Origin of the sequence: Bacillus sp. EB01 (assembly GCF_000613125.1) — a bacterium.
Classification (GTDB): Bacteria; Bacillota; Bacilli; order Bacillales; family Cytobacillaceae; genus Bacillus_D.
The window spans coordinates 2,270,000-2,289,017 of sequence record NZ_HG964497.1; the positions used below are offsets into that span (position 1 = coordinate 2,270,000).

General features: G+C 39.6%; 16 protein-coding genes and 1 pseudogene. 14 read left to right on the forward strand and 3 right to left on the reverse strand.

Annotation, left to right across the window (positions count from 1 at the left end):
* The 11 genes and pseudogenes from TY16_RS10300 to TY16_RS10350 form a co-directional block, all read left to right on the forward strand.
* A partial coding sequence (locus tag TY16_RS10300; RefSeq protein WP_043931820.1) for a lactonase family protein occupies positions 1 to 568 on the forward strand: 568 nt, incomplete at its 5' end.
* 407 nt (positions 569 to 975) lie between these two features.
* A pseudogene (locus tag TY16_RS10305) lies at positions 976 to 1,847 on the forward strand (DUF1259 domain-containing protein).
* Between the two features lie 192 nt (positions 1,848 to 2,039).
* Positions 2,040 to 3,167 carry a DNA polymerase III subunit beta gene (gene dnaN, locus TY16_RS10310; RefSeq protein WP_043931821.1) on the forward strand — a complete coding sequence of 376 codons (1,128 nt, stop codon included), beginning with the start codon at positions 2,040 to 2,042 and terminating at the stop codon, positions 3,165 to 3,167.
* A 112-nt stretch (positions 3,168 to 3,279) separates the two neighbouring features.
* Entirely contained in the window at positions 3,280 to 3,843 is a 564-nt protein-coding gene (locus TY16_RS10315; protein WP_043931822.1) for a copper resistance CopC family protein, read from the forward strand.
* 1 nt (position 3,844) lies between these two features.
* Positions 3,845 to 4,921, forward strand: a complete 1,077-nt coding sequence (locus TY16_RS10320; protein ID WP_043931823.1) for a copper resistance D family protein — start codon at positions 3,845 to 3,847, stop codon at positions 4,919 to 4,921.
* 234 nt (positions 4,922 to 5,155) lie between these two features.
* Complete coding sequence (locus TY16_RS10325; protein ID WP_043931824.1) at positions 5,156 to 5,575, forward strand: VOC family protein; 420 nt, start codon at positions 5,156 to 5,158, stop codon at positions 5,573 to 5,575.
* A gap of 87 nt (positions 5,576 to 5,662) precedes the next feature.
* The gene (locus TY16_RS10330) at positions 5,663 to 6,115 is read left to right on the forward strand and encodes a GNAT family N-acetyltransferase (RefSeq protein WP_043931825.1); all 453 of its coding nucleotides are present in this window, start codon (positions 5,663 to 5,665) and stop codon (positions 6,113 to 6,115) included.
* A 121-nt stretch (positions 6,116 to 6,236) separates the two neighbouring features.
* Complete coding sequence (locus TY16_RS10335) at positions 6,237 to 6,668, forward strand: GNAT family N-acetyltransferase (protein WP_043931826.1); 432 nt, start codon at positions 6,237 to 6,239, stop codon at positions 6,666 to 6,668.
* Positions 6,669 to 6,925: 257 nt separating this feature from the next.
* Complete coding sequence (locus TY16_RS10340; protein ID WP_043931827.1) at positions 6,926 to 7,225, forward strand: hypothetical protein; 300 nt, start codon at positions 6,926 to 6,928, stop codon at positions 7,223 to 7,225.
* Between the two features lie 229 nt (positions 7,226 to 7,454).
* The gene (locus TY16_RS26150) at positions 7,455 to 9,500 is read left to right on the forward strand and encodes an extracellular catalytic domain type 1 short-chain-length polyhydroxyalkanoate depolymerase (RefSeq protein ID WP_155922206.1); all 2,046 of its coding nucleotides are present in this window, start codon (positions 7,455 to 7,457) and stop codon (positions 9,498 to 9,500) included.
* Between the two features lie 388 nt (positions 9,501 to 9,888).
* On the forward strand, positions 9,889 to 10,752 hold the full coding sequence (locus tag TY16_RS10350; RefSeq protein ID WP_043931829.1) for a phosphotransferase family protein: 864 nt from the start codon (positions 9,889 to 9,891) through the stop codon (positions 10,750 to 10,752).
* Positions 10,753 to 11,098: 346 nt separating this feature from the next.
* Here the strand turns inward: TY16_RS10350 and TY16_RS25185 are convergent, their stop codons facing one another.
* Positions 11,099 to 15,022, reverse strand: a complete 3,924-nt coding sequence (locus TY16_RS25185) for a S8 family serine peptidase (RefSeq protein ID WP_052342673.1) — start codon at positions 15,020 to 15,022, stop codon at positions 11,099 to 11,101.
* Between the two features lie 264 nt (positions 15,023 to 15,286).
* Positions 15,287 to 15,538 (reverse strand): hypothetical protein, encoded by a 252-nt coding sequence (locus tag TY16_RS10360; RefSeq protein WP_043931830.1) that lies wholly within the window; start codon positions 15,536 to 15,538, stop codon positions 15,287 to 15,289.
* 357 nt (positions 15,539 to 15,895) lie between these two features.
* On the opposite strand from TY16_RS10360, the gene TY16_RS10365 reads away from it, so the two are divergent.
* Entirely contained in the window at positions 15,896 to 16,507 is a 612-nt protein-coding gene (locus TY16_RS10365; RefSeq protein ID WP_052342674.1) for a hypothetical protein, read from the forward strand.
* A 46-nt stretch (positions 16,508 to 16,553) separates the two neighbouring features.
* Positions 16,554 to 17,171, forward strand: coding sequence for an NUDIX hydrolase (locus TY16_RS10370; RefSeq protein ID WP_043931831.1), 618 nt, complete (start codon positions 16,554 to 16,556; stop codon positions 17,169 to 17,171).
* A gap of 44 nt (positions 17,172 to 17,215) precedes the next feature.
* On the opposite strand, the gene TY16_RS10375 is transcribed toward TY16_RS10370, so the two are convergent.
* Entirely contained in the window at positions 17,216 to 17,716 is a 501-nt protein-coding gene (locus TY16_RS10375) for a DnaJ domain-containing protein (protein ID WP_043931832.1), read from the reverse strand.
* Positions 17,717 to 18,281: 565 nt separating this feature from the next.
* Between TY16_RS10375 and TY16_RS10380 the strand changes: the two genes are divergently transcribed.
* Positions 18,282 to 18,899 (forward strand): NUDIX hydrolase, encoded by a 618-nt coding sequence (locus TY16_RS10380; RefSeq protein WP_043931833.1) that lies wholly within the window; start codon positions 18,282 to 18,284, stop codon positions 18,897 to 18,899.
* Positions 18,900 to 19,018 lie beyond the last annotated feature (119 nt).

The following is a 19,018-nucleotide window of genomic DNA, read 5'->3' on the forward strand; positions in this document are numbered from 1 at the left end:
GAAGCATTTAGCCGTTGTTGAATTAGGCTGCGATCTAGTTTTTACATACCGCGTCAATGAAGACGGGACCTTAATTGAAACGAATCGATTGGAACTTAGACCGGGCAGTGGTCCAAGACATCTTGAGTTTCATCCACTAAATCCTTCTATTGCTTATGTTATGACTGAATTCAGCTCTGAAGTAATCGTATTATCTTATGAAAATGGGACATTTTCAGAGATTCAATCCATTTCAACTCTGCCTTCGGAATTTACGGAAAATAACCAGGGTAGTGCAATTCATGTCTCTTCTGACGGTAAATTTGTCTATGCTGGCAATCGCGGACATAATAGCATCGCGGTATTTGAAGTGAATCAGGAAAACGGCCATGTTCAGTTCGTAGAATTGGTATCAACAGAAGGCGATTGGCCAAGAGATTTTGCCCTAGACCCAACAGGAAAATTTTTAATTGCCTCGAACCAAAATTCCAGCAATCTTGTCTTGTTTGAGAGAAATTCCGAAACAGGCAAGTTGACACTCCTACAAAACGACATTGCGGTTCCAAATCCTGTTTGCATAAAGTTTTAATAGAAAAATCCTATTCATGAGAATTCATGAATAGGATTTTTATTTTGGTAGAAAAGCTTACTTGAGCAGACATTCTCGGGTACAATTCAAGGCTATCGAATGGCGAAATGTCCTTGAAGTGAGATTTCGAGTACAATTCGTTGTAGCCCGACAGTTGAAATGTCCTTGAAATGATGTTTCGAGTACAATTTGATTCGGCTGGACAGGTAAAATGACCTTGAAATGACTTTTCGAGTACAATTTGATGCTGCTGGATTGATAAAATGTCCTTGAAAATAGTTTTTAAGTACAATAAAAATCCATACCACCCTGACTCCGCTTTGAAATTATTTCGAACAATATGCCCTGTCCAACTAATTACTTTTTCATATTATAGAATGGAATTGCTTATTGGGAGGGAATTTTAGTTGGAAAACAGGGATAACTATCAAAATCAATTATGTGACGAGTTTGCCCGGATACTTGATTCAACTCCATCAATCATTAATGGAGTTTGTACTGCTACTAGATCTAGGACAAACATCCACCCGGTCGTACTGGGACGGAGAGCTGAATCATTTATGTTTGTACCACAGGCTTTTTCTTTTGAAAATATCGCGGAAGGGCTTTATGTCTAGGGGAAACCGTCATTCTCCAAGAAGAAGTAAACCCGTTTATGTCCCGTTTAAGGGAATGTGGAATTATTGTAACTGCACTACACAATCATTGGCTATTTGAAGAGCCTCGCCTCATGTATATGCATTTTGAGTCGATTGACGAACCATTGTCATTTGCTCGAAAAGTTAGGTATGCTTTAGGGGTATTAACCAATAGAAATGTAGGGGTTCGGCAACTGTTTGGTGGCGGGATGCGTGGAATTCCTTGCTCAGAGGACCTTTGTGATGAATTTGGTCGGATACTAGGCGGGATGCTTACATTTGAAAATGGTACTTGTATGGTTATGAAATCAAGAAACAATATTAAGCCAACTGTCTTAGGGAGGAGATCAAGGTCCTTCCTGGTTATCCCGCAGATGTTTACATTCGAATCATTAACACCAGATGGCAAAGCTCTTTGTAGTGGTGAGACTGTAATTCTTCAAGAAGAGCTGAACCCTTTTATAAGCAGGCTGAGAGAACATAATATCATTGTTACCGGTTTTCATAATCACTGGCTATTTGAGGATCCTAGGTTAATGTACATCCATTTCGAGAAAATTGAGGACCCAATCCATTTTGCTAGGGATGTCAGATACGCCTTGCAGGTGCTTACAAATAAAGAAATTAATGTTTCGAGTTAAGATAGTATTTTGCTTAAGAAACATCCGGCTTTTAAAACAACAGCAAACTAGCTGTTGTTTTTATTTTTTATAGAAGAAAAGAGAAATAATTAATTCTTACCAGTTTCATTAAAATGCTAGAAACATGATTGAAGGTTTTTGTGTGTCTTTGTCGAATTAGTATCCCTAATTAACAAATGGGGTGAACCTTGTATGGAGTTCGTTATTAATAATGAGTGGTTTAATAAAGCAATCATGGACGTGGCTAAAGCGGTATCTTCGAAAACGCCTTTTCCTATATTATCGGGTATCTTGTTAGCGGCCAATCAGGAAGGCCTTACTCTTATCGGAAGTAATTCTGATATCATTATTGAAAAATTTGTTCCATTAACGGTTGAGGATAGAAATATAGTAAAGATATATGAACCTGGCAGTGTCGTAGTTTCCGGAAAATATTTGAGTGAAATTATTAAAAAATTGCCTAATGAAGTGCATGTAAAAGTTAATGAAAATAAATCAGTCACCATTAAGTCCGGAGAAATTATTACTCATCTTAATGGATTCAATTCTGAGGATTATCCGAGTCTGCCAAAAGTTGATGAAGGAAAGCATATTGAAGTTCCCTGTTTGGAGCTTATAGAAATGATTAAACAAACATCATTTGCAGCTTCCAAAAATGAGACCCGTCCAGTCCTAACAGGAGTAAATATAACTTTTACCGAAAACGGTCTATCTATGGCAGCCACAAACTCACATCGGTTAGCAATTAGAAGTCTTTTCATAAAATCCAATATAACAGGTTCTTTTACTGTACCTGGCACAAGTTTAAGTGAGCTTATCAAGTTATTTAATCTTGATACAAAGCATATTAACCTCTATTTAACAGACAGTTACATTTTATTCAAATCAGAAAGCCTCTCCCTATATTCGAGACTGATTGAAGGAAACTATCCGAATATTTCTGAAATACTGCCAAAAGAATTTAAGACAGTAATAACTGTGAACACTATTGATTTTTTAAAGGGGATTGATAGAGCGTGTCTTTTTGCAAGTGTATGGAAAAATAACAATGTGAATTTAGAAATCAAGGACAATAAATTAAGAATTTCCTCAAATTCAAATGAAATCGGAAAAATTGAAGAAACGCAACTTATTAATGATATTAGTGGTTATCCATATTTAGGTATTTCTCTTGATGGGAGTTTTTTAATCGAAGCCTTAAAAGGAATAAAAGAAGATGAAATTAGACTAAGTTTTAATGGAACAATGAGGCCAGTGTTAATAGAACCGATCGGAAATCCTGAATATTTACACTTAATATCACCAGTTAGGTCCTATTGAGTTCAACTGAATTCAATGGTACTGTTGGCAGAATACATAGTGAAAGGTAATCCAAATGTATGTTATCATTATTTTTTGCATTAAAAACACATCATGAGGGAGGGGACAGATAATGCAAAAGATAGTTATCATTTTAGCCATTATGGTAATGATGCTTCCAACTATAGCAAGTGCCCATACACAGTTAGAATCATCCACTCCTGAATCAGGACAAGTGGTAAAAGAGAACTTAAATCAAATTGTACTGAATTTTGGTGGAGAAGTTGAGTCGCTCAGTACAATGACACTTGTGAAGGACGGCCAGGAGGTTCCATTTGAAAGTATTGAACCACAAGGAACACAGATGATTGGAACAGTTGCTGACCCGTTGGCAACTGGTTCTTATATCATCCAATGGAAAATTGTTGGGGAAGATGGCCATATAATAACAGGTGAAATCCCTTTCACCGTTCAAGTTGAGCAAGCAGTTGAAGAACCGGAGAAGGTAGGGCCTGCAACGGAAGAGTCCAACAATGACGACACGGATACTGTTAAAAAGGGAGAAGAGGATACGGCAAATCCTGAACTCGCAAATACTGAAAAATCCGAGTCAAATCTTATACTTATCATAATCCCTATAGCTGTTTTATTACTATTGGGTATTGGATTGTTCCTACTTTTCAGAAGGAAGAAATAGTATGGAGTTTCTAATTACGTTCAGCGAGTTTGGGACATATTTTTGTTTTGCTATTCTTGCGGGATATGTCGCATTGCAATATGTTCCTGTAGAATACAAGCCGCAAACAACTATTTCTAAAAAAACGTTACTCTTAGCTACGCTGGGAATTTATATTTTTTCATTTGGTCCCGCTGCCCTTACCATTTCTTACTTTAAAGATGCAATTGGCATTTCAACGGCAGCTTATTCGGTCATTACCGACTTTCAGGTTGGCAGGGCATGGCTGATTATTGGGTTTATGGCCGTACTCCTCTGGATAACGCTTTTGCTGAATGGCTCAAAACATCTGCAAGCACTTTTGTTATTTATTATGGTAATAGCGGTAGGATATTCAAGCCATGTTGCATCTTTATCATTTTGGTCTGGGCTTTTTGCCCATTCTGCGCATTTCTTAATGGTCATCCTTTGGAGCGGTATCCTTATTCATGTAGCCTGGTACTCGAAGGATGATTCAAAATGGAATAAGTTCTTAAAATGGTTTACTCCATTTGCGATAGGAAGCATAGCTGTCATTTTCATTAGCGGATTAGTCCTTATGTTTTTCGTTGTGAAACCAGATGAGTACGTTAATTCCTGGGTCTTGCCTTATGGACAAATGCTTTTATTAAAGCATATTGGCATCATTCCGATTTTGGCCTTTGCTTATATAAATGGGATACTGGCAAGGAAAACGATAAGTTCTCAATCCTTTAATCCTCGTCCTTGGGTAAAAGCAGAAAGTCTTACAATATTTATTGTTTTCTACTTCACCAGTGTATTGGGAACACTTTCGCCACCGCATGAGGTAGAATTTACTGTGGTTTCTGAAGGCGCATCAAGATGGTTGGAATGGCTGCTGGGCAAGGATATCCTAACAACGGCAAATGTTGCGCTAACTACAAATGCAACGTCGATTTTACTATTAATAACCACGCTGCTATTCTTGGTACTTATATTTTTAAGCTTTAAAAAAGTAAAACCTGCTGTTGGTGTCTTCTTCGCCATGGGTTTTATTGCTTCAATGTATTTTTTCCTGATGCTGTCACTAACTTTATAAAGACGAGAATGAAGGACCCTGAGATCAAAGGGTCCTTTTCTCTTTTCATCATTGCTTGAAGAATTAGGACAGTAGCGGTACAACAACTTGCATCTATCATTTTAATTTAAGTAGATTGTTATAGAAAAAAGAGGAATATAAAGGATTTGCGCTCTTTTTGTAGAAATCCTTATTATGGTAACTAGGCCAAATGGGTCCGGAATTCATTATTAATGAAAAGAGGGGGATTTAAAGATGGGTGAAAAATTACTAAGAGTGGGAACAACTTATATACCAGTAACGAATGTTGAGCTTTCTTCTAATTGGTATGTGAAAAAATTAGGAGCAGAATTAAGCTATATAGATCAAGACAAAGCTATTTTAAACCTTGCTAATCAGAGCTTTTTTCTGGTGAAAGCCAATGAAAAGCAAAGCTCCAATTTCTTTGATATTTCCGGTAATGAGCGTTTTTCATTAACTTTCGAAGTTAATGGGGTAAAGGCTTTAGAAGAAATACATAGAAACTTTAAGAAAATTGAAATTAGTGTTGGTGAAATTGAAAACAGAGGACATTCAGGAAGGAATTTTATTTTCTACGATTTAGATGGGAATAAATTTGATGTGTGGAGTGAACTTAGTCCGATTTTTAAAGAAAAATACCTTATCACTCAATAAAAATATTTTCTTCAATATTCCATTTACTTGGGTATTGGTCCCGATCAATAAAAAAATCGGAAGTTCAAAATAGAGAGGTCAATTTTAATGGTAATTCGCAAACTAAAAAAAGATGAGATGCCCCCAATGGATTTGTTACTACTAGCAGATCCGTCCCCGAGGCTTATTGAGGAATATTTACAAAGGGGAGAATGCTTTGTTGCTGAAAGCAATGAAGAAATCATTGGTGTATATGTACTCCTTCCAACCAGACCTCAAACGGTGGAGTTGGTCAACATTGCTGTAGCAGAAGGCCAGCAAGGAAAAGGATGGGGAAAATCGCTAATACTTCATGCAATAGGAGTCGCTAAGTCCAAAGGTTACAAAACAATAGAAATAGGTACTGGAAATTCAAGCATAGGACAATTAGCGTTTTACCAGAAATGCGGGTTTAGAATTATTGGTGTGGATATGGATTTTTTCATTAGGCATTATCCAGAAGAGATTTTCGAAAACGGTATCCAATGCAGGGATATGATTCGATTATCTCAAGATTTGTAGTTTAAAAATGCAACTAGCGGGTGCCTGATCATGGGAAGGATTAAGGCACTTTTTGTTGAACTTCTAAAAGAACAAATTAGGTAGTTTTAAGTAAACGCTGGTTTCAAGTGGAGGAAATTAAATGAAAATACGAACTGCGACAAAGAATGATGTACCCAGGTTAGCAAGTTTAATGGAACAATTGGGTTACCCAACTACCGTTGAAAATATGGAATCTAGGTTTAATAACATAGAATCGGATCCTTCTTATCATACTCTCATAGCGGAATTGAATGGCAATGTGGTCGGGGTAGCAGGGTTATGTAAGAGCCTATTTTATGAATACGATGGATGTTATGTGCGGATCGTTGCCTTTGTAGTGGATTCTAAATACCGAAGAAGGGGTATAGGTGAAAAGCTAATACAAGAAACGGAAAGATGGGCAAGGGAATTAGGTGCGATCGCTATTAGTCTAAATAGTGGTAACCGTCCAGAACGAATAGCAGCTCATAAGTTTTATACTAGTATGGGTTTTGAAGCTAAAAGTACTGGTTTTTCAAAGAGACTTATCTAAATATACAGGGTAGTTTAACAAGAATAGTTCTATATAAAATAAATGCCAATCAGATTAGGAACATAAGATACTCCGACTCTTTGGAGTTGGGAAATTCTAAGGAAAGACCTCCATAAAAGTGGTCCAAGTCTTTTAGTGCTTATAAGACGGCAGGTAATTTGTATCATTAAATATCGGATGCACGCATTATATTTAAAAATTTCCACGAAATTTGTAATAATAGTAATAAGAAAAAGAGCCGGAAAGGATGATCTTAGGTGAAATCAATTGTTTACAAAAGGGATATCGAGAATTTTCTAAATGGTTTTTCAGGCGTTGCAGATTATGATTTTGTTGGAAAGAAATATTATCTGGTTTTTGAAGATTCAATCCGTAAGGGATCCTGGACTCTCATGCATTACGAAGCAGGCGGGAAGTGGACCATCCATGGAAAAGGCGAAAATTATTGTGATGAAGGCGAAAAAGAATTGGTAAAAGAAGATTTAATAAACTTTATATACAAAAACAGAAAATACATAAATAGGGTACTTAAAAAGAAAAAAGGCGTCTTGGTATAGGTATTAAAACGGTGATACCGACATTGGGAAAATAATTTACCAGCTTAATAATATGTAAAAAACTATGATGAAAGGGCAACCGGAAATCATAGTTTTTTGTTTGTATTTGTAACTGTAATGCAACTCGATTGTTTTAGTTTATTTTGGAAACGCTTACAAATTGCGTTCGGAAGGAGGTAGATGTTTTATAACGGGCCGTGAAATCCAACTTTGAAGTGGAGGAACATAAATGACAATTGTTTTTCAAAAGAATCGCATGTTGATGTTGCTGGTGGCGGTGATGCTTACTGTTTCAACTCTGTTCCCAATGGCTAAGCCTGCGGAGGCTGCAGGCCAGACTCTCTCCTATACTTACAATAACAAAGAATATAAAGTGTATGTTCCGAGCGGATATAAAAGTGGCACCCCAGTTCCTGTAGTAGTCATGCTGCATGGATGTACTCAGGACCCAACCCAATTTGCAACCGGCACCAAAATGAATACTATTGCGGAAAGGGAAACGTTCCTTGCTGTTTACCCTGACCAGCCTAAAACGGCACATACGAATAAGTGCTGGAAATGGTTCGATTCAGCCCATCAATCTCGTGGCGCAGGAGATGCTGCCCATATTGCCGGGATTACTGCAGAGGTGAAAAAGAATTTCTCCGTCGACAGCAATAAAGTATATGTTGCTGGGCTTTCAGCTGGAGCTGCAATGGCGGTAATCATGGGGGCGACTTATCCGGATGTATTTGCCAGCATAGGGGTAGGTGCTGGACTGGAGTACAAATCCGCAACTACCGAAAACGGTGCCTGGACTGTGATGCTTAACGGCGGCCCGGATCCGGTCCAGCAAGGAACTGCAGCGTATAAAGCGATGGGAGCTTACAAAAAAGTCGTTCGAACCATCGTCTTCCACGGAACATCTGACTATACTGTAAAAGAAATCAATGGACATCAGGTTGCTTCACAATGGGCTCAGACAAATGACCTTGCGTCTGATGGGATTGATAATAATAATATAGATGATACCGCTGATGAAACGATTCAAGGCCAGGTAAGCGGCGGCAGGAAATACACTCGTTATATTTACAAAGATGAAAATGGAAAATCAATCGTTGAAAAATATATTGTAGATGGAATGGGCCATGCCTGGTCTGGCGGCGATGTTGCCGGATCGTATACTGACCCGAATGGACCGAACGCTAGTGAAATCATGTGGGAGTTTTTCAAAAACAATCCGAAAACTGAGGATACAACTCCACCCCAAACACTCGCCACACCAAAGGGAGGAAATTACTCCTCAGCTGTTGCAGTAGAATTAACGGCTAATGAACCTGCTACAACCTACTATACAACTGACGGAAGTACACCAACGAAGAGCTCGAGCAAATATACTGCACCTATCACAATTAGCTCTAACACAACGTTGAAATTCTTCAGTGAGGATGCCGCAGGAAACATGGAACAAGTTATAAATACTGAAACATACACAATTTCAACAGTGGTAGATACAACATCGCCCGTGACAACGGCTTCGCCTGCTGGTGGCTCGTATGCCAACTCAGTCGCTGTGGAGCTGTTGGTCAACGAGCCAGCGACTACGTATTACACGCTGGACGGAAGCACGCCGACTCTCAACTCGGCCGTCTATCGTGAAAAAATCTCGATTAATTCAGATGCAGTTTTAAAGTTTTTTAGTGTGGATACTGCCGGCAACAGCGAGCAAGTTAAAACCGAAAATTATGATATTACGATAACAAACAGCAGCACAACCTTTACAAGTATTGCCGCTGAAGACGGCTTTGCCGGAATGTATATGGCGGATGGCCACAGCAGTTCGGTAACCAAAGTTGGGGACAAAGGCATGAGCAACAGGGACACATACAGAAGCATCCTATCCTTTGATACGAGCAGTTTGAGTGACACAGCTACAGTTACAGGAGCCAAGCTGAGAGTATACCGCAAAACGATGGCCGGGTCTGTAAACTCTCTGTCAGTCAGCATGATCCGCGGGAACTGGTCAACGTCGAGCAGTCTTGAACAGGCCGATTACGGTGCAACTGCTTCGACCAATGGATTGCTTGATTTTGTAACTATGTCCGTCCCTGCAGAGAACAATGGTTACACTGAAATCAGTCTTCCAGCTAGTGCCTTGGAGTTTATCAACAAAAACGGCCGCACTCAATTCCGGTTGAAGGCCAACACTCTTGCGGACTTCGCTTCAGATGTACTAGAACTATATGGTGGCGAAACACCTGATTACGCACCGCAGCTTATAGTAACTACAAACTAGTACGGTCAAAACAGCCAGTGATCGCATTGTTGGAGTCTGCAATCACTGGTTTTTTCTCGCTATTAATTGGGATAGGCCGGTGGTTTTCGAGTACAAGTCGATGCTGTTGGACCAGTAAAATGTCCTTGGAACAGGTTTTCGAGTACATTTTGATGATGCCGTACCGGTAAAATGTCCTTGAAATAAGGTTTCGAGTACAAATCGATGCTGCTCATACAGTAAAATGTCCTTGAAATACGATTTCGAGTACATTTCGATACTGTTGGACGAGTAGAATGTCCTTTGAAAAAAGGTTGCGAATACAATGAAAATATATATCTCTACTTTAAAAAATTTGTATCTTGCAAATTATAACTATATTAAAATTACTATAAAAGGGGGGCAGTTAATGTTAAATCATGTCATTCATCAATTTGGATTGCAGGTACAATCACTGAACGAAGTAGAAGATTCCCATAGCTCAACAGTCTATAAATGTTCTTTGTCTAGCGGTGAACATGTATTTTTGAAAATACCTTATACCAAATTAAAGTTTCAGCGTGAGTTAGAATCCTATGAAATACTTAAGGGGAAAGTTCCGATTCCTGTTATGTTACAGTATTGGACTGGAGATGAGGAGTGTCCAGGAGCTTTTTTGCTATCGGAATTAAAAGGACAGCCATTAACACCCGATGCTCCGCTTACAGTAGCGTATCAAGTCGGAGTCCTTCAAGCACAGATGCATTCAGTTCATCCACCTGCCGGCAAAGTGTTAACTGGCATAAAAAATGAATTCGATACTTGGTCCCAATTCATTGAACAACAATTTTATAGCTTTGCTGAGGATGTAAAGGACGTTTTGGATCCGCAATTATTCAGCAGGGCTATTGAAAAGTTCGAGAATATGAAAAACCAGCTGCCTTCCCCGGACGGACCAAGTTTTGTACATATGGATTTTCGGCCAGCAAACATTATTGTTGATGGAAATAAAGTATCAGGAATGATTGATTTTGAGAGTGTCCGGTTTGGTTCGACAGAAGTTGATTTCACCAAACTGTATCGGGATTATTTAAGCTTCGATCCCAGACTGTATAAGTCCTTTCAAGAAGGTTATAACAGTATCCGTCCATTAATAGATCTGGAAATCGTATTGCCTTTTTATCAATTCACAGATGCATTCAATAGTATTGGCTGGTGCAAACGCCGTGGACTTGAGAAAAACGCAAAATTTTATGGTGAAAATGTAGCGAGGATAAAAACTTTTTTACTTTAGGCTCTGTTAGTATTCATTGTTGAATTTTGTTGAGGTATGAGAAAATTAATAGGGGGAGAATTTCCGGTTATTGTTCGCACGGGCACCTTAAGGAGTAGAAATAAGCGGAGAAATTCCACTTAGCCTCTAAAAATAGGTCCAAATTCAATGATTGCGGTATAATAAGCGGAATAACTACCCTTATTTTAAGGGAAATATAGGTATTTCCCAATTTAACTGGAATAACTCCCCTTATTTTTAATACAGAGTGAAATCAACCTTCAGCAAAAACAGCGCCTTACTTTAAAATCAAATCAATACAAACAAACTCGCCTCAAATGAGACGAGTTTGTTTGCACTTAACACTTTATTTAACAGGGGAGAAGGTGGTTACTTTCAACGCATCCAGATTTACATTTGTACCGGTTGCACCGCTTCTCTTTTTGCCAGTTACGACGATTTTGACGGTATGGGATTTTTTCTGAAGATTGGTTGCTTCCCATATTTTCTGTTTGTATTGGCGCTTGGCGGAATACAAATCGACCTGCTTCACTTTTTTTCCGTCGACATAGATATCAGCATAGCCCATTGTTTTATCCTTCATCGCATAGAGGGCGACTCCAGTTCCAGTAAAGGTATAGCTGATGCTGCTGCCGGCTTTTTTCGATTGTAAAAAAGATCCGCCATACGCATATGTTGTTTTTACAGTCGACCAGGTGCCTGCCTTTTTAAAGGCGGCCGCGGTATTTTCTACATGAGAAGTAGTTTGAACCGCTACTGCAAGCGTATAGCTTCCAGAACCTGTTTTAGCCATAGGAGCCAGGTAATAGGTTCCTGTCTTTTGTGGCTTGAACAAGATTTTCTTGGACGACCCGGTTGTGGATACAGATGCAGCAGGAGAACTTCCGAAAATGGAGGTTGTACCTGGCTTGTAAACATTCAGTTTGAAATTGGTGCCTGCAGAGCCGGATAAGCTGATTTCATACGTTTTACCTGCTTCAAGCGTCTTTTTCCAAACATCCTGATAATCCTTCAAGCTTGCGTTCAAGCTGCCTTTTGCTTTATCTCCGGTAAACGGAAGGCTTGCTTTTACATCATCATCGAAGGTATAACGAGTTGAAGAAGAGAGCTTGGTTTCTTCACCTTGTGTATAAAGCGATACAGCATAATCATAGGTTTTGCCCGGCTTTGCCGATGTATCGGTAAAGGAAGTTGCAGAAATTGGCTGGGAAGTGAGTTTTGTATACTCTGAACTTGCTGATTCCTTCCGATAAACAGTGTAGGCCGTTGCCCAGCTGACTGGTGCCCAGTTTACGACTGGATATTTTTTGGATGCACTGTAAGATGCCAGCGGCTTGAGCGGATTATCCTTGACGATGAAGCGGTCAACGTTAATTGCTGAGGCGCTTTTTCTTGCAGCCGGATCACTCTTTCCAGTCCAGGCAATCTTCACTGAATGCTTGCCGTACTCCTGGAATTCCTTTTTAAAGACAGACTGTTTTCCCTGGAAAGTAGGGGAGTACAATGAAACAGGAGTCTGCTTAACACCATCAATGTAAATGTCCGCGATGCCCTGGTTTGGGGCCTTGAAAGCCTGCCACTCGAAGCTGTAGCCAACAAATGAGAAATTCACTTCTCCTCTTGAATTAAGAACGCTAGCCATCTCACCCGAATAGCCTGGATTCTCATCAAGCTCCCAGTTGCCAGTGTAGGCAATGACGGGCATTTCATTTTCGTATGCTCCTCCAAAGTTTCCGGCGAATAGCTTGTACTTGCCATTCCCTTTGAAGGCGTACACATCGATATAATAAAATCCTGTATAAGGAGCGATGAACAGAATTTGTTCATTCGACGTTCCTGATGTTTCGGCATAGGCCATTAAGCCTTCTGCACTTGCGACTCCCTCAGCACCTTCTGAATAGACATAAAGGTCAAAGTCGGAACCTTTGTCGCCGTTAAGGGTAATCGTCATCGCTTCCCCTTCTCTTAATGGAACCGCGAAAACATCATCTTTATCCGTAGTAGAAGAAAGGTCTCCGGAAAGAATGCTTTTTTGTAATGGCAGCCCTGGCACCGTGTTGTCATCGAACAAGTTGATGTTGGCTGCGTTCACGAGCTTTCCGGATCCCACGATTCCTTTAAGGCTCGGAAGTTCAGTTCCCTGGCTGCCCAAATAAAGCTTTGCAAAAACAGGGGACATGTTGGAATGCAATCCCATAAATAGTGCAGCGGCACCAGTGGCATGAGGTGCTGCCATCGATGTACCGTTATAGTAATCATATGCCTGGCTGTATTCCGAAACATAGTCTAGGGAAAGCTTGGCATTTGGCCCGTTCACCTGGATGAGATCAGAAGGAGGGAAGAGTGAGTCCCATTTGTCAACATTGAAGGAATCTCCTTCATAAATGCTTCCTTCAACCCCCTTGGTATTCATAAGAGGTGCCATATCTGTCATTACCTTTAAATCTAGCAACGACGTGACAAACGAAGAGTTGCTCTGTCCGCTTAACACATCCTGGCCAGTCAGCATCAGGCTGCCACCTTCTTTAAGGTAGCCTTCCAGCAAGGCAACGTCTTCCATCGTGAGTGTTGTTCCTTCATTAGAATTCATGCCAAGCCCGTGGCCGGTAAACCAGATAACAGTATCATAATCTGATAGCTTTTTCGTTCCTGCACTCTTTGAGAAAGATGAATTGGACGGGATGGTTACAATATCGTATTCCCGATCCTTTAGGAATTCTTTGTAATCCGACAAATAATCCTTGAAATAATTTTCTAATAAAGGTTCCCCTTTGACCAGCGATGCAAGGTCGTGCTCATCATCCTGTACCAAGAGGATTTTTGCCGGCTCTTCTCCTGGCTTCAAATAGCCGAGGGCTTTTTCAAAGGCTAGCTGGCGATTTTCTCCGGTAATCTTTTCAAAACCAACGCCATCAACAATGGCTTTAAAGCCAAATTCCGGGTCAGTAATTTGCGCTAAGGCCCCAAATTCTCCTCCAAGAATCTTCTTAAATTCATCAATCGGGAATTTAGGGACCGAGCTTAGGACGTCCACACCTGGTGCCGCCACATCCACGGAATAGGTGCCATAATTTGAAAAATTAGCCCGCTTGCCCTGGTTGTCTACTGCGGCAACAGAGAGGATGTTAGCATTCGGGTAGGCGGCAGGATAAAATTCCATTTGATCCATGTTCATACCCTCATTACCCGCAGCTGCCACAAACAGGCAGTCGCAGTTTTCTATCGCCTGTTGTAGAAGGGGATCGTACATATCTCCGCCCCAACTATTGTTCGTCAGCTTTACACCCATTTTTTTCGCATATTCAATTGCTGCAATGGCTCCGGCAGTATCTCCGCCCCAAGGTCCAAGGAATTTAAGCGGCATGATTTTGACGTTTGGTGCAACACCGACAACACCGGTATTGGAGCTTGTATCATTGCCTTCCAATGCAGCAGCGATGGTTCCGGAAACGTGTGTCCCATGATCGTCGCCATCGAGAGCATCGAAGACAGTATTATCATTATTGAAAAAATCCCAGCCATTGATATCGTCAATATAGCCATTGCCGTCGTTATCAATACCGTCGCCGGCTTTTTCACCTTTATTTGTCCAAATTTTATCCTTCAGGTCAGGATGGTTGATATCAACACCTGTATCGATGACCCCAACAATGACTTCTTTCAAATCCTTATATGTAGACCATGCCTCCGGAACATCGAGATCGATGTCCTCTTTTCCGGCGATTCCCTTGATAGGCTGGCCGGTATTATGGAGTCCCCATAGCAGGTCATAGTGGTTTGCAGTCTCTCCTGAAGCTTGATAGAAGTAGTTTGGTTGAACCGAAGCAACATTGGGATTTGCTTTCAATTCTTTGACGAAAGCTTGTGTATCCTTACCTTTTGGGACTTCAACCACAACGGAATTTAGAGATTTCAGCTTGGTGGAAGCCTTTAGTGAAAACTTCCGGTGCAAAAATTGAATGGAGGAATCCGCCACACCATTTTTATATGTAATAATATATTCGCCTGGCACTGCTTTTGCAGGTTTTTTTCCTGATGTCCTTTCCTTGAACTTCTTAGCAATCGGGTTTTCCTTTTGATTGCTAATGGTATTCTTTTTGGTGGTTTCGGCTTTCTTAGCTAACAGAGTGCTCTTTTTTGCGTTACTTTGTGAGGACAGTGAAGTGGATGAGCTGGCTGCAAATGCCGCGTTATTGGTTCCGGCGGGAAGTGCAATGGAAACCGTTAGCAGCGAAGCAAGAGTCATCGAAAGCAGCTTTGATTTTTTCATTTAAATCTCCTTTTCTAGTATTTTGTACTGCGATAGAGTGGCAGACAAGAGCCTGGCTTGTCTAGTAAAAAAACAGCAAACCTAATTTCTCTCACACTCTCTTAGTATAATTTATTTCCTTATTTTGTCACATCTAAATATTCCGACAAAAATCGATAAAGTTGATTTCGGCCGTTCCTTTTTAGTGATATACAAGAATATGTTTGGAACTGATTATGATAGATATAAAGGAAAGAAATTTATTGCATAAAAAAAACCACTAAATCAATTAGTGGAAGGTTCTAGATTACTATTCAATACCTCAAGTATGGTATTTACAGCTAAATTTACATCTGTAAAAACTTTCACAGAAGCGCTTTCCAGGTACGTAATCTGATATGCGTGAAAATTCTCCTGGGTTATACAACTAACGGTGAGTACCGGCTTTTCATTTTGCGAAAAAGTATGTGTAATTTCTACTTCTTTGTAATAACAAAGTTCTTCAAGCATTTTTTTTAATTGATCTTCGGGTATCATCTGTACAGTCTCCTTTCCGATTACGGAGGGAGATGACTATGAAAAGTCCCTAAGTAATATTTATATTTTACTTTTACATCATACCATTTTTTGGATGTAATTACAACCTCATCAGATTTTAAGCATGTTGTTTAAGGAACATGGGGGTTGTCTATTGTGGAATGAGTCCATTATTTATACAGCAGATTTAAAAATTTATGGTTATATATAGATATTCTATGTATATAGTGTTAAGATGTAACGGTAGATTGCTCTTCTTATATGCACCAAGTTACCGAACTAGCCAATCTTTTTATACTGGAGATGTACTAAATGGGCACGTTCATTGGGAGTTTGCTAATACTATGAATAATAGCAATGGTCGTTCGAGTAATTATAGGAAAGACAGATCGCCAGCGAACCACAAAGGGCAGGTTTTTCAACAGATTTAAAATGCTCAATTACCCTGAAAAGGCATTTATTATTGGTGTCCTATTCTTTGATATAATTGTCTTTCTATTTTCCACTCAGGATTATTACTTCAGCTTCCTTATATCAACGGGTGTTATGATTCCTGCACTACTTATACTTACTGCAATATGTATTATGTTAATTGACCTGAAACTTATCAAGTTTGCGATACCGTTTATTACTTTACTAATTTTGCCTCCCATGGCTTTACTCTGGCTGTTTCATTCAAACCTTAATTATTCCTATGAAACTGTAATTTCACCGACAGAAGACGAGACAATCCTTATACAACATAGAAATGCTACGCTCGGGGAGACAAACCATTTTTATAATTTTTATCGAAAAACTACATATCCTGGACTGATGAAAAAAGTAAATCATGATACCGTCCACATAATGACTAGGGGAACAGCTGCAGACAATTTAGCTGTATTTGGAGTAGACGATGCTGAGTGGGTTAAAGGAGAATATGTTACTTTTCGTTCCCGATATGCAGAAACAAAAGTCGAGCTAAAGTAAAAATTTTAGGAACTTATATACGTAGAAACTTTCAGGGGGAGATTGAATGGAAGACGAACGGTTAACAATTTTTGATGAAACCAGGAATCCCATAGGAATTGCAACACGCGGTGAAATCCATAGTCTGGGGTATTGGCATGAAACCTTTCATTGCTGGTTCATTCACAATGAAAATAGCATTGATTATATCTATTTACAGTTAAGGAGCCCTTTGAAAAAGGACTATCCGAACCTGTACGATATCACGGTTGCCGGGCATTTGCTTGCGTCCGAAACTGTGCAGGATGGCATTAGAGAAATAAAGGAAGAGGTTGGAGTCGATCTTTCATTCGAAGAATTAATCCCGCTAGGAATCATAGAATATTGCGCTGAAAAAGAAGCATTTATCGATAAGGAGTTGGCACATACCTTTTTGTATAAAAGCGAAAGGTCGTTAGATGACTTTATTTTGCAAGAGGACGAAGTGGCTGGCATGGTGAAGGTAGAATTTGCCCAGTTTGCAGAGCTCTGGAATGGTGAGCGGGATACCATTAAGGTAACAGGCTTCGAAATGAAAGATGGCAGCAAGTCTTTCTTTGAAAGAGAGGTTGGCCAGGATCAGTTTGTTCCGCATCAGATTCCGTTTTATAAATCTGTTATTAACGGCATTAAAGAAAACATCTAAAAAGCGCGCTGGTCCAAAACGAACCGGCGCACTCCTTAGATGAATTAAGCCTTAAGCTTCTCATAATGTTCCTTGAACACTTTAAAAAGCCTTTCGTCTCCGGCTCTGTCGGGATGGAGGGCTTTTAATAATTTCTTGAATTCTCTTTTAAGGTGGCGGCTGTCCGAGTCTTGTTCAAGCCCCAACAACTCAGCATAGTGGAACGAACTTCCTTCGGCTGAAGAGAGAATTTGTTCTTCCAGCAACCTTTTTAACGTCCGCACTTTGGATTGTTCAATATGTACACGTGTTTTTAATAGCTCTACATGATCCTTCAGGTTAGTATGTTCCTGCTCGCAGTCTGCCAACCGGGATTGAAGTTCAGCAGTCTGTATTTTTATTGAAAAATCAATCAGGTCCTTCACAGGTATTTTGTAGGATATGACTCTTCTATTGATACTTTCGGCCTTCAATTTGCCTTGCTTGATCCAACGCGTGACGTCATCTTCACTGGCGGCAATGCCAGCGGCGGTTAATTGTTCAGCAGCCTCTCTTACAGTTAGCATGTTTTTCAACTCTCTTTTTAAAAAATCAACAAGCTTCAATCTCTATAGCAGACAGGACTATCATACCAATGCAATTTTTCAGAACAAGAACAATAGTGTTACATCTATTAAAGGCAGATTACAAATTAGGGAAGAGGGCAGAACCATTACCAGAATTTTGAATACTTCAAACATTAGGAGGAATAATCTCGCTTAATATAGAAATAATTTCATAACAACATATGATCAAAGGATATCGGTTCGTTTTTCGAGTACAAAGATAAGCACGGATCATGGATGGCTAAATGGGTAATCGAGAGCTTAATACAACTTTAAGTGGTGGTGGATATTGAAAAACCGATATTAATAACCCGGTCCCTATAAAAGATATTTTAAAATGGTCACTGATTGTATATTGGAACGGAAACGAAGAAGAAATCGATTTGGGTTTGACATCAAATAATTAAATCTTGTTTTAGAGCTGGGGATTAGCCTGCGCCCTCCGGCAGGCTGAACTCGCTTTTTGTTGAATTACTTATTGTGCTATTGGGAAGGTTAGAAAAAATTAATTGGTGGTGAATAAAGAATGGAACCTAAATGGTTAGAATGGGCAAAACAGCTTCAATCCATTGCACAAGCAGGGCTGACTTATTCCAAAGATGTTTATGACTTGGAAAGATTTGAATTGATTAGGAATATTAGTGTTGAAATTTTGCGAGAGCATACAAATTTGGATAATAAAATTATAAAGGAACTATTTGCAAATGAAACTGGGTATGCAACGCCGAAAGTTGATATCAGGGCTGTTGTGTTTAAGGATAATAAAATTTTAATGGTGAGAGAAAACAATGATGGGGTTTGGTCATTACCTGGAGGTTGGGGTGATATAGGATTAACACCAAGTGAAGTTGCAGTCAAGGAAGTAAAAGAAGAATCCGGGTTTGATGTTAAAGCAATAAAATTAATAGCTGTATTTGATAAGAAATGCCATCCACACCCACCTTCTCTATATCACGTTTATAAAATGTTTATTCAATGTGAAATCATTGGCGGGCATCCAAAAGAAGGTATCGAAACGGATGCAGTGGAATTTTTTTCGGAAAATGAACTACCAACATTATCGGTAGCTAGAAATACAGAATCACAAATTCATTTAGCGTTTAAACATTTACATAATCCTCATGAACCTGTCTATTTTGATTGATAGCCTTGAAAGCCTCCTCAGTTGTTCGCTATTGCTGGATGGCTAACGGGTGGTTAATCGAGCAGGATTAACCGCCTTTTCAGGTGAATTTCTTATTATTCAAACGGGCCAATAAATAA

Coding starts and splice junctions, on each gene's coding strand:
- TY16_RS10370 (WP_043931831.1), top strand. CDS start 16,554: ATGGAAGACGAACGGTTAACAATTTTTGATGAAACCAGGAATCCCATA.
- TY16_RS10360 (WP_043931830.1), bottom strand. CDS start 15,538: ATGATACCCGAAGATCAATTAAAAAAAATGCTTGAAGAACTTTGTTAT.
- TY16_RS10350 (WP_043931829.1), top strand. CDS start 9,889: ATGTTAAATCATGTCATTCATCAATTTGGATTGCAGGTACAATCACTG.
- TY16_RS10380 (WP_043931833.1), top strand. CDS start 18,282: ATGGAACCTAAATGGTTAGAATGGGCAAAACAGCTTCAATCCATTGCA.
- TY16_RS10315 (WP_043931822.1), top strand. CDS start 3,280: ATGCAAAAGATAGTTATCATTTTAGCCATTATGGTAATGATGCTTCCA.
- TY16_RS10325 (WP_043931824.1), top strand. CDS start 5,156: ATGGGTGAAAAATTACTAAGAGTGGGAACAACTTATATACCAGTAACG.
- TY16_RS25185 (WP_052342673.1), bottom strand. CDS start 15,022: ATGAAAAAATCAAAGCTGCTTTCGATGACTCTTGCTTCGCTGCTAACG.
- TY16_RS10320 (WP_043931823.1), top strand. CDS start 3,845: ATGGAGTTTCTAATTACGTTCAGCGAGTTTGGGACATATTTTTGTTTT.
- TY16_RS10335 (WP_043931826.1), top strand. CDS start 6,237: ATGAAAATACGAACTGCGACAAAGAATGATGTACCCAGGTTAGCAAGT.
- dnaN (WP_043931821.1), top strand. CDS start 2,040: ATGGAGTTCGTTATTAATAATGAGTGGTTTAATAAAGCAATCATGGAC.
- TY16_RS10375 (WP_043931832.1), bottom strand. CDS start 17,716: ATGCTAACTGTAAGAGAGGCTGCTGAACAATTAACCGCCGCTGGCATT.
- TY16_RS26150 (WP_155922206.1), top strand. CDS start 7,455: ATGACAATTGTTTTTCAAAAGAATCGCATGTTGATGTTGCTGGTGGCG.
- TY16_RS10330 (WP_043931825.1), top strand. CDS start 5,663: ATGGTAATTCGCAAACTAAAAAAAGATGAGATGCCCCCAATGGATTTG.
- TY16_RS10365 (WP_052342674.1), top strand. CDS start 15,896: ATGGTCGTTCGAGTAATTATAGGAAAGACAGATCGCCAGCGAACCACA.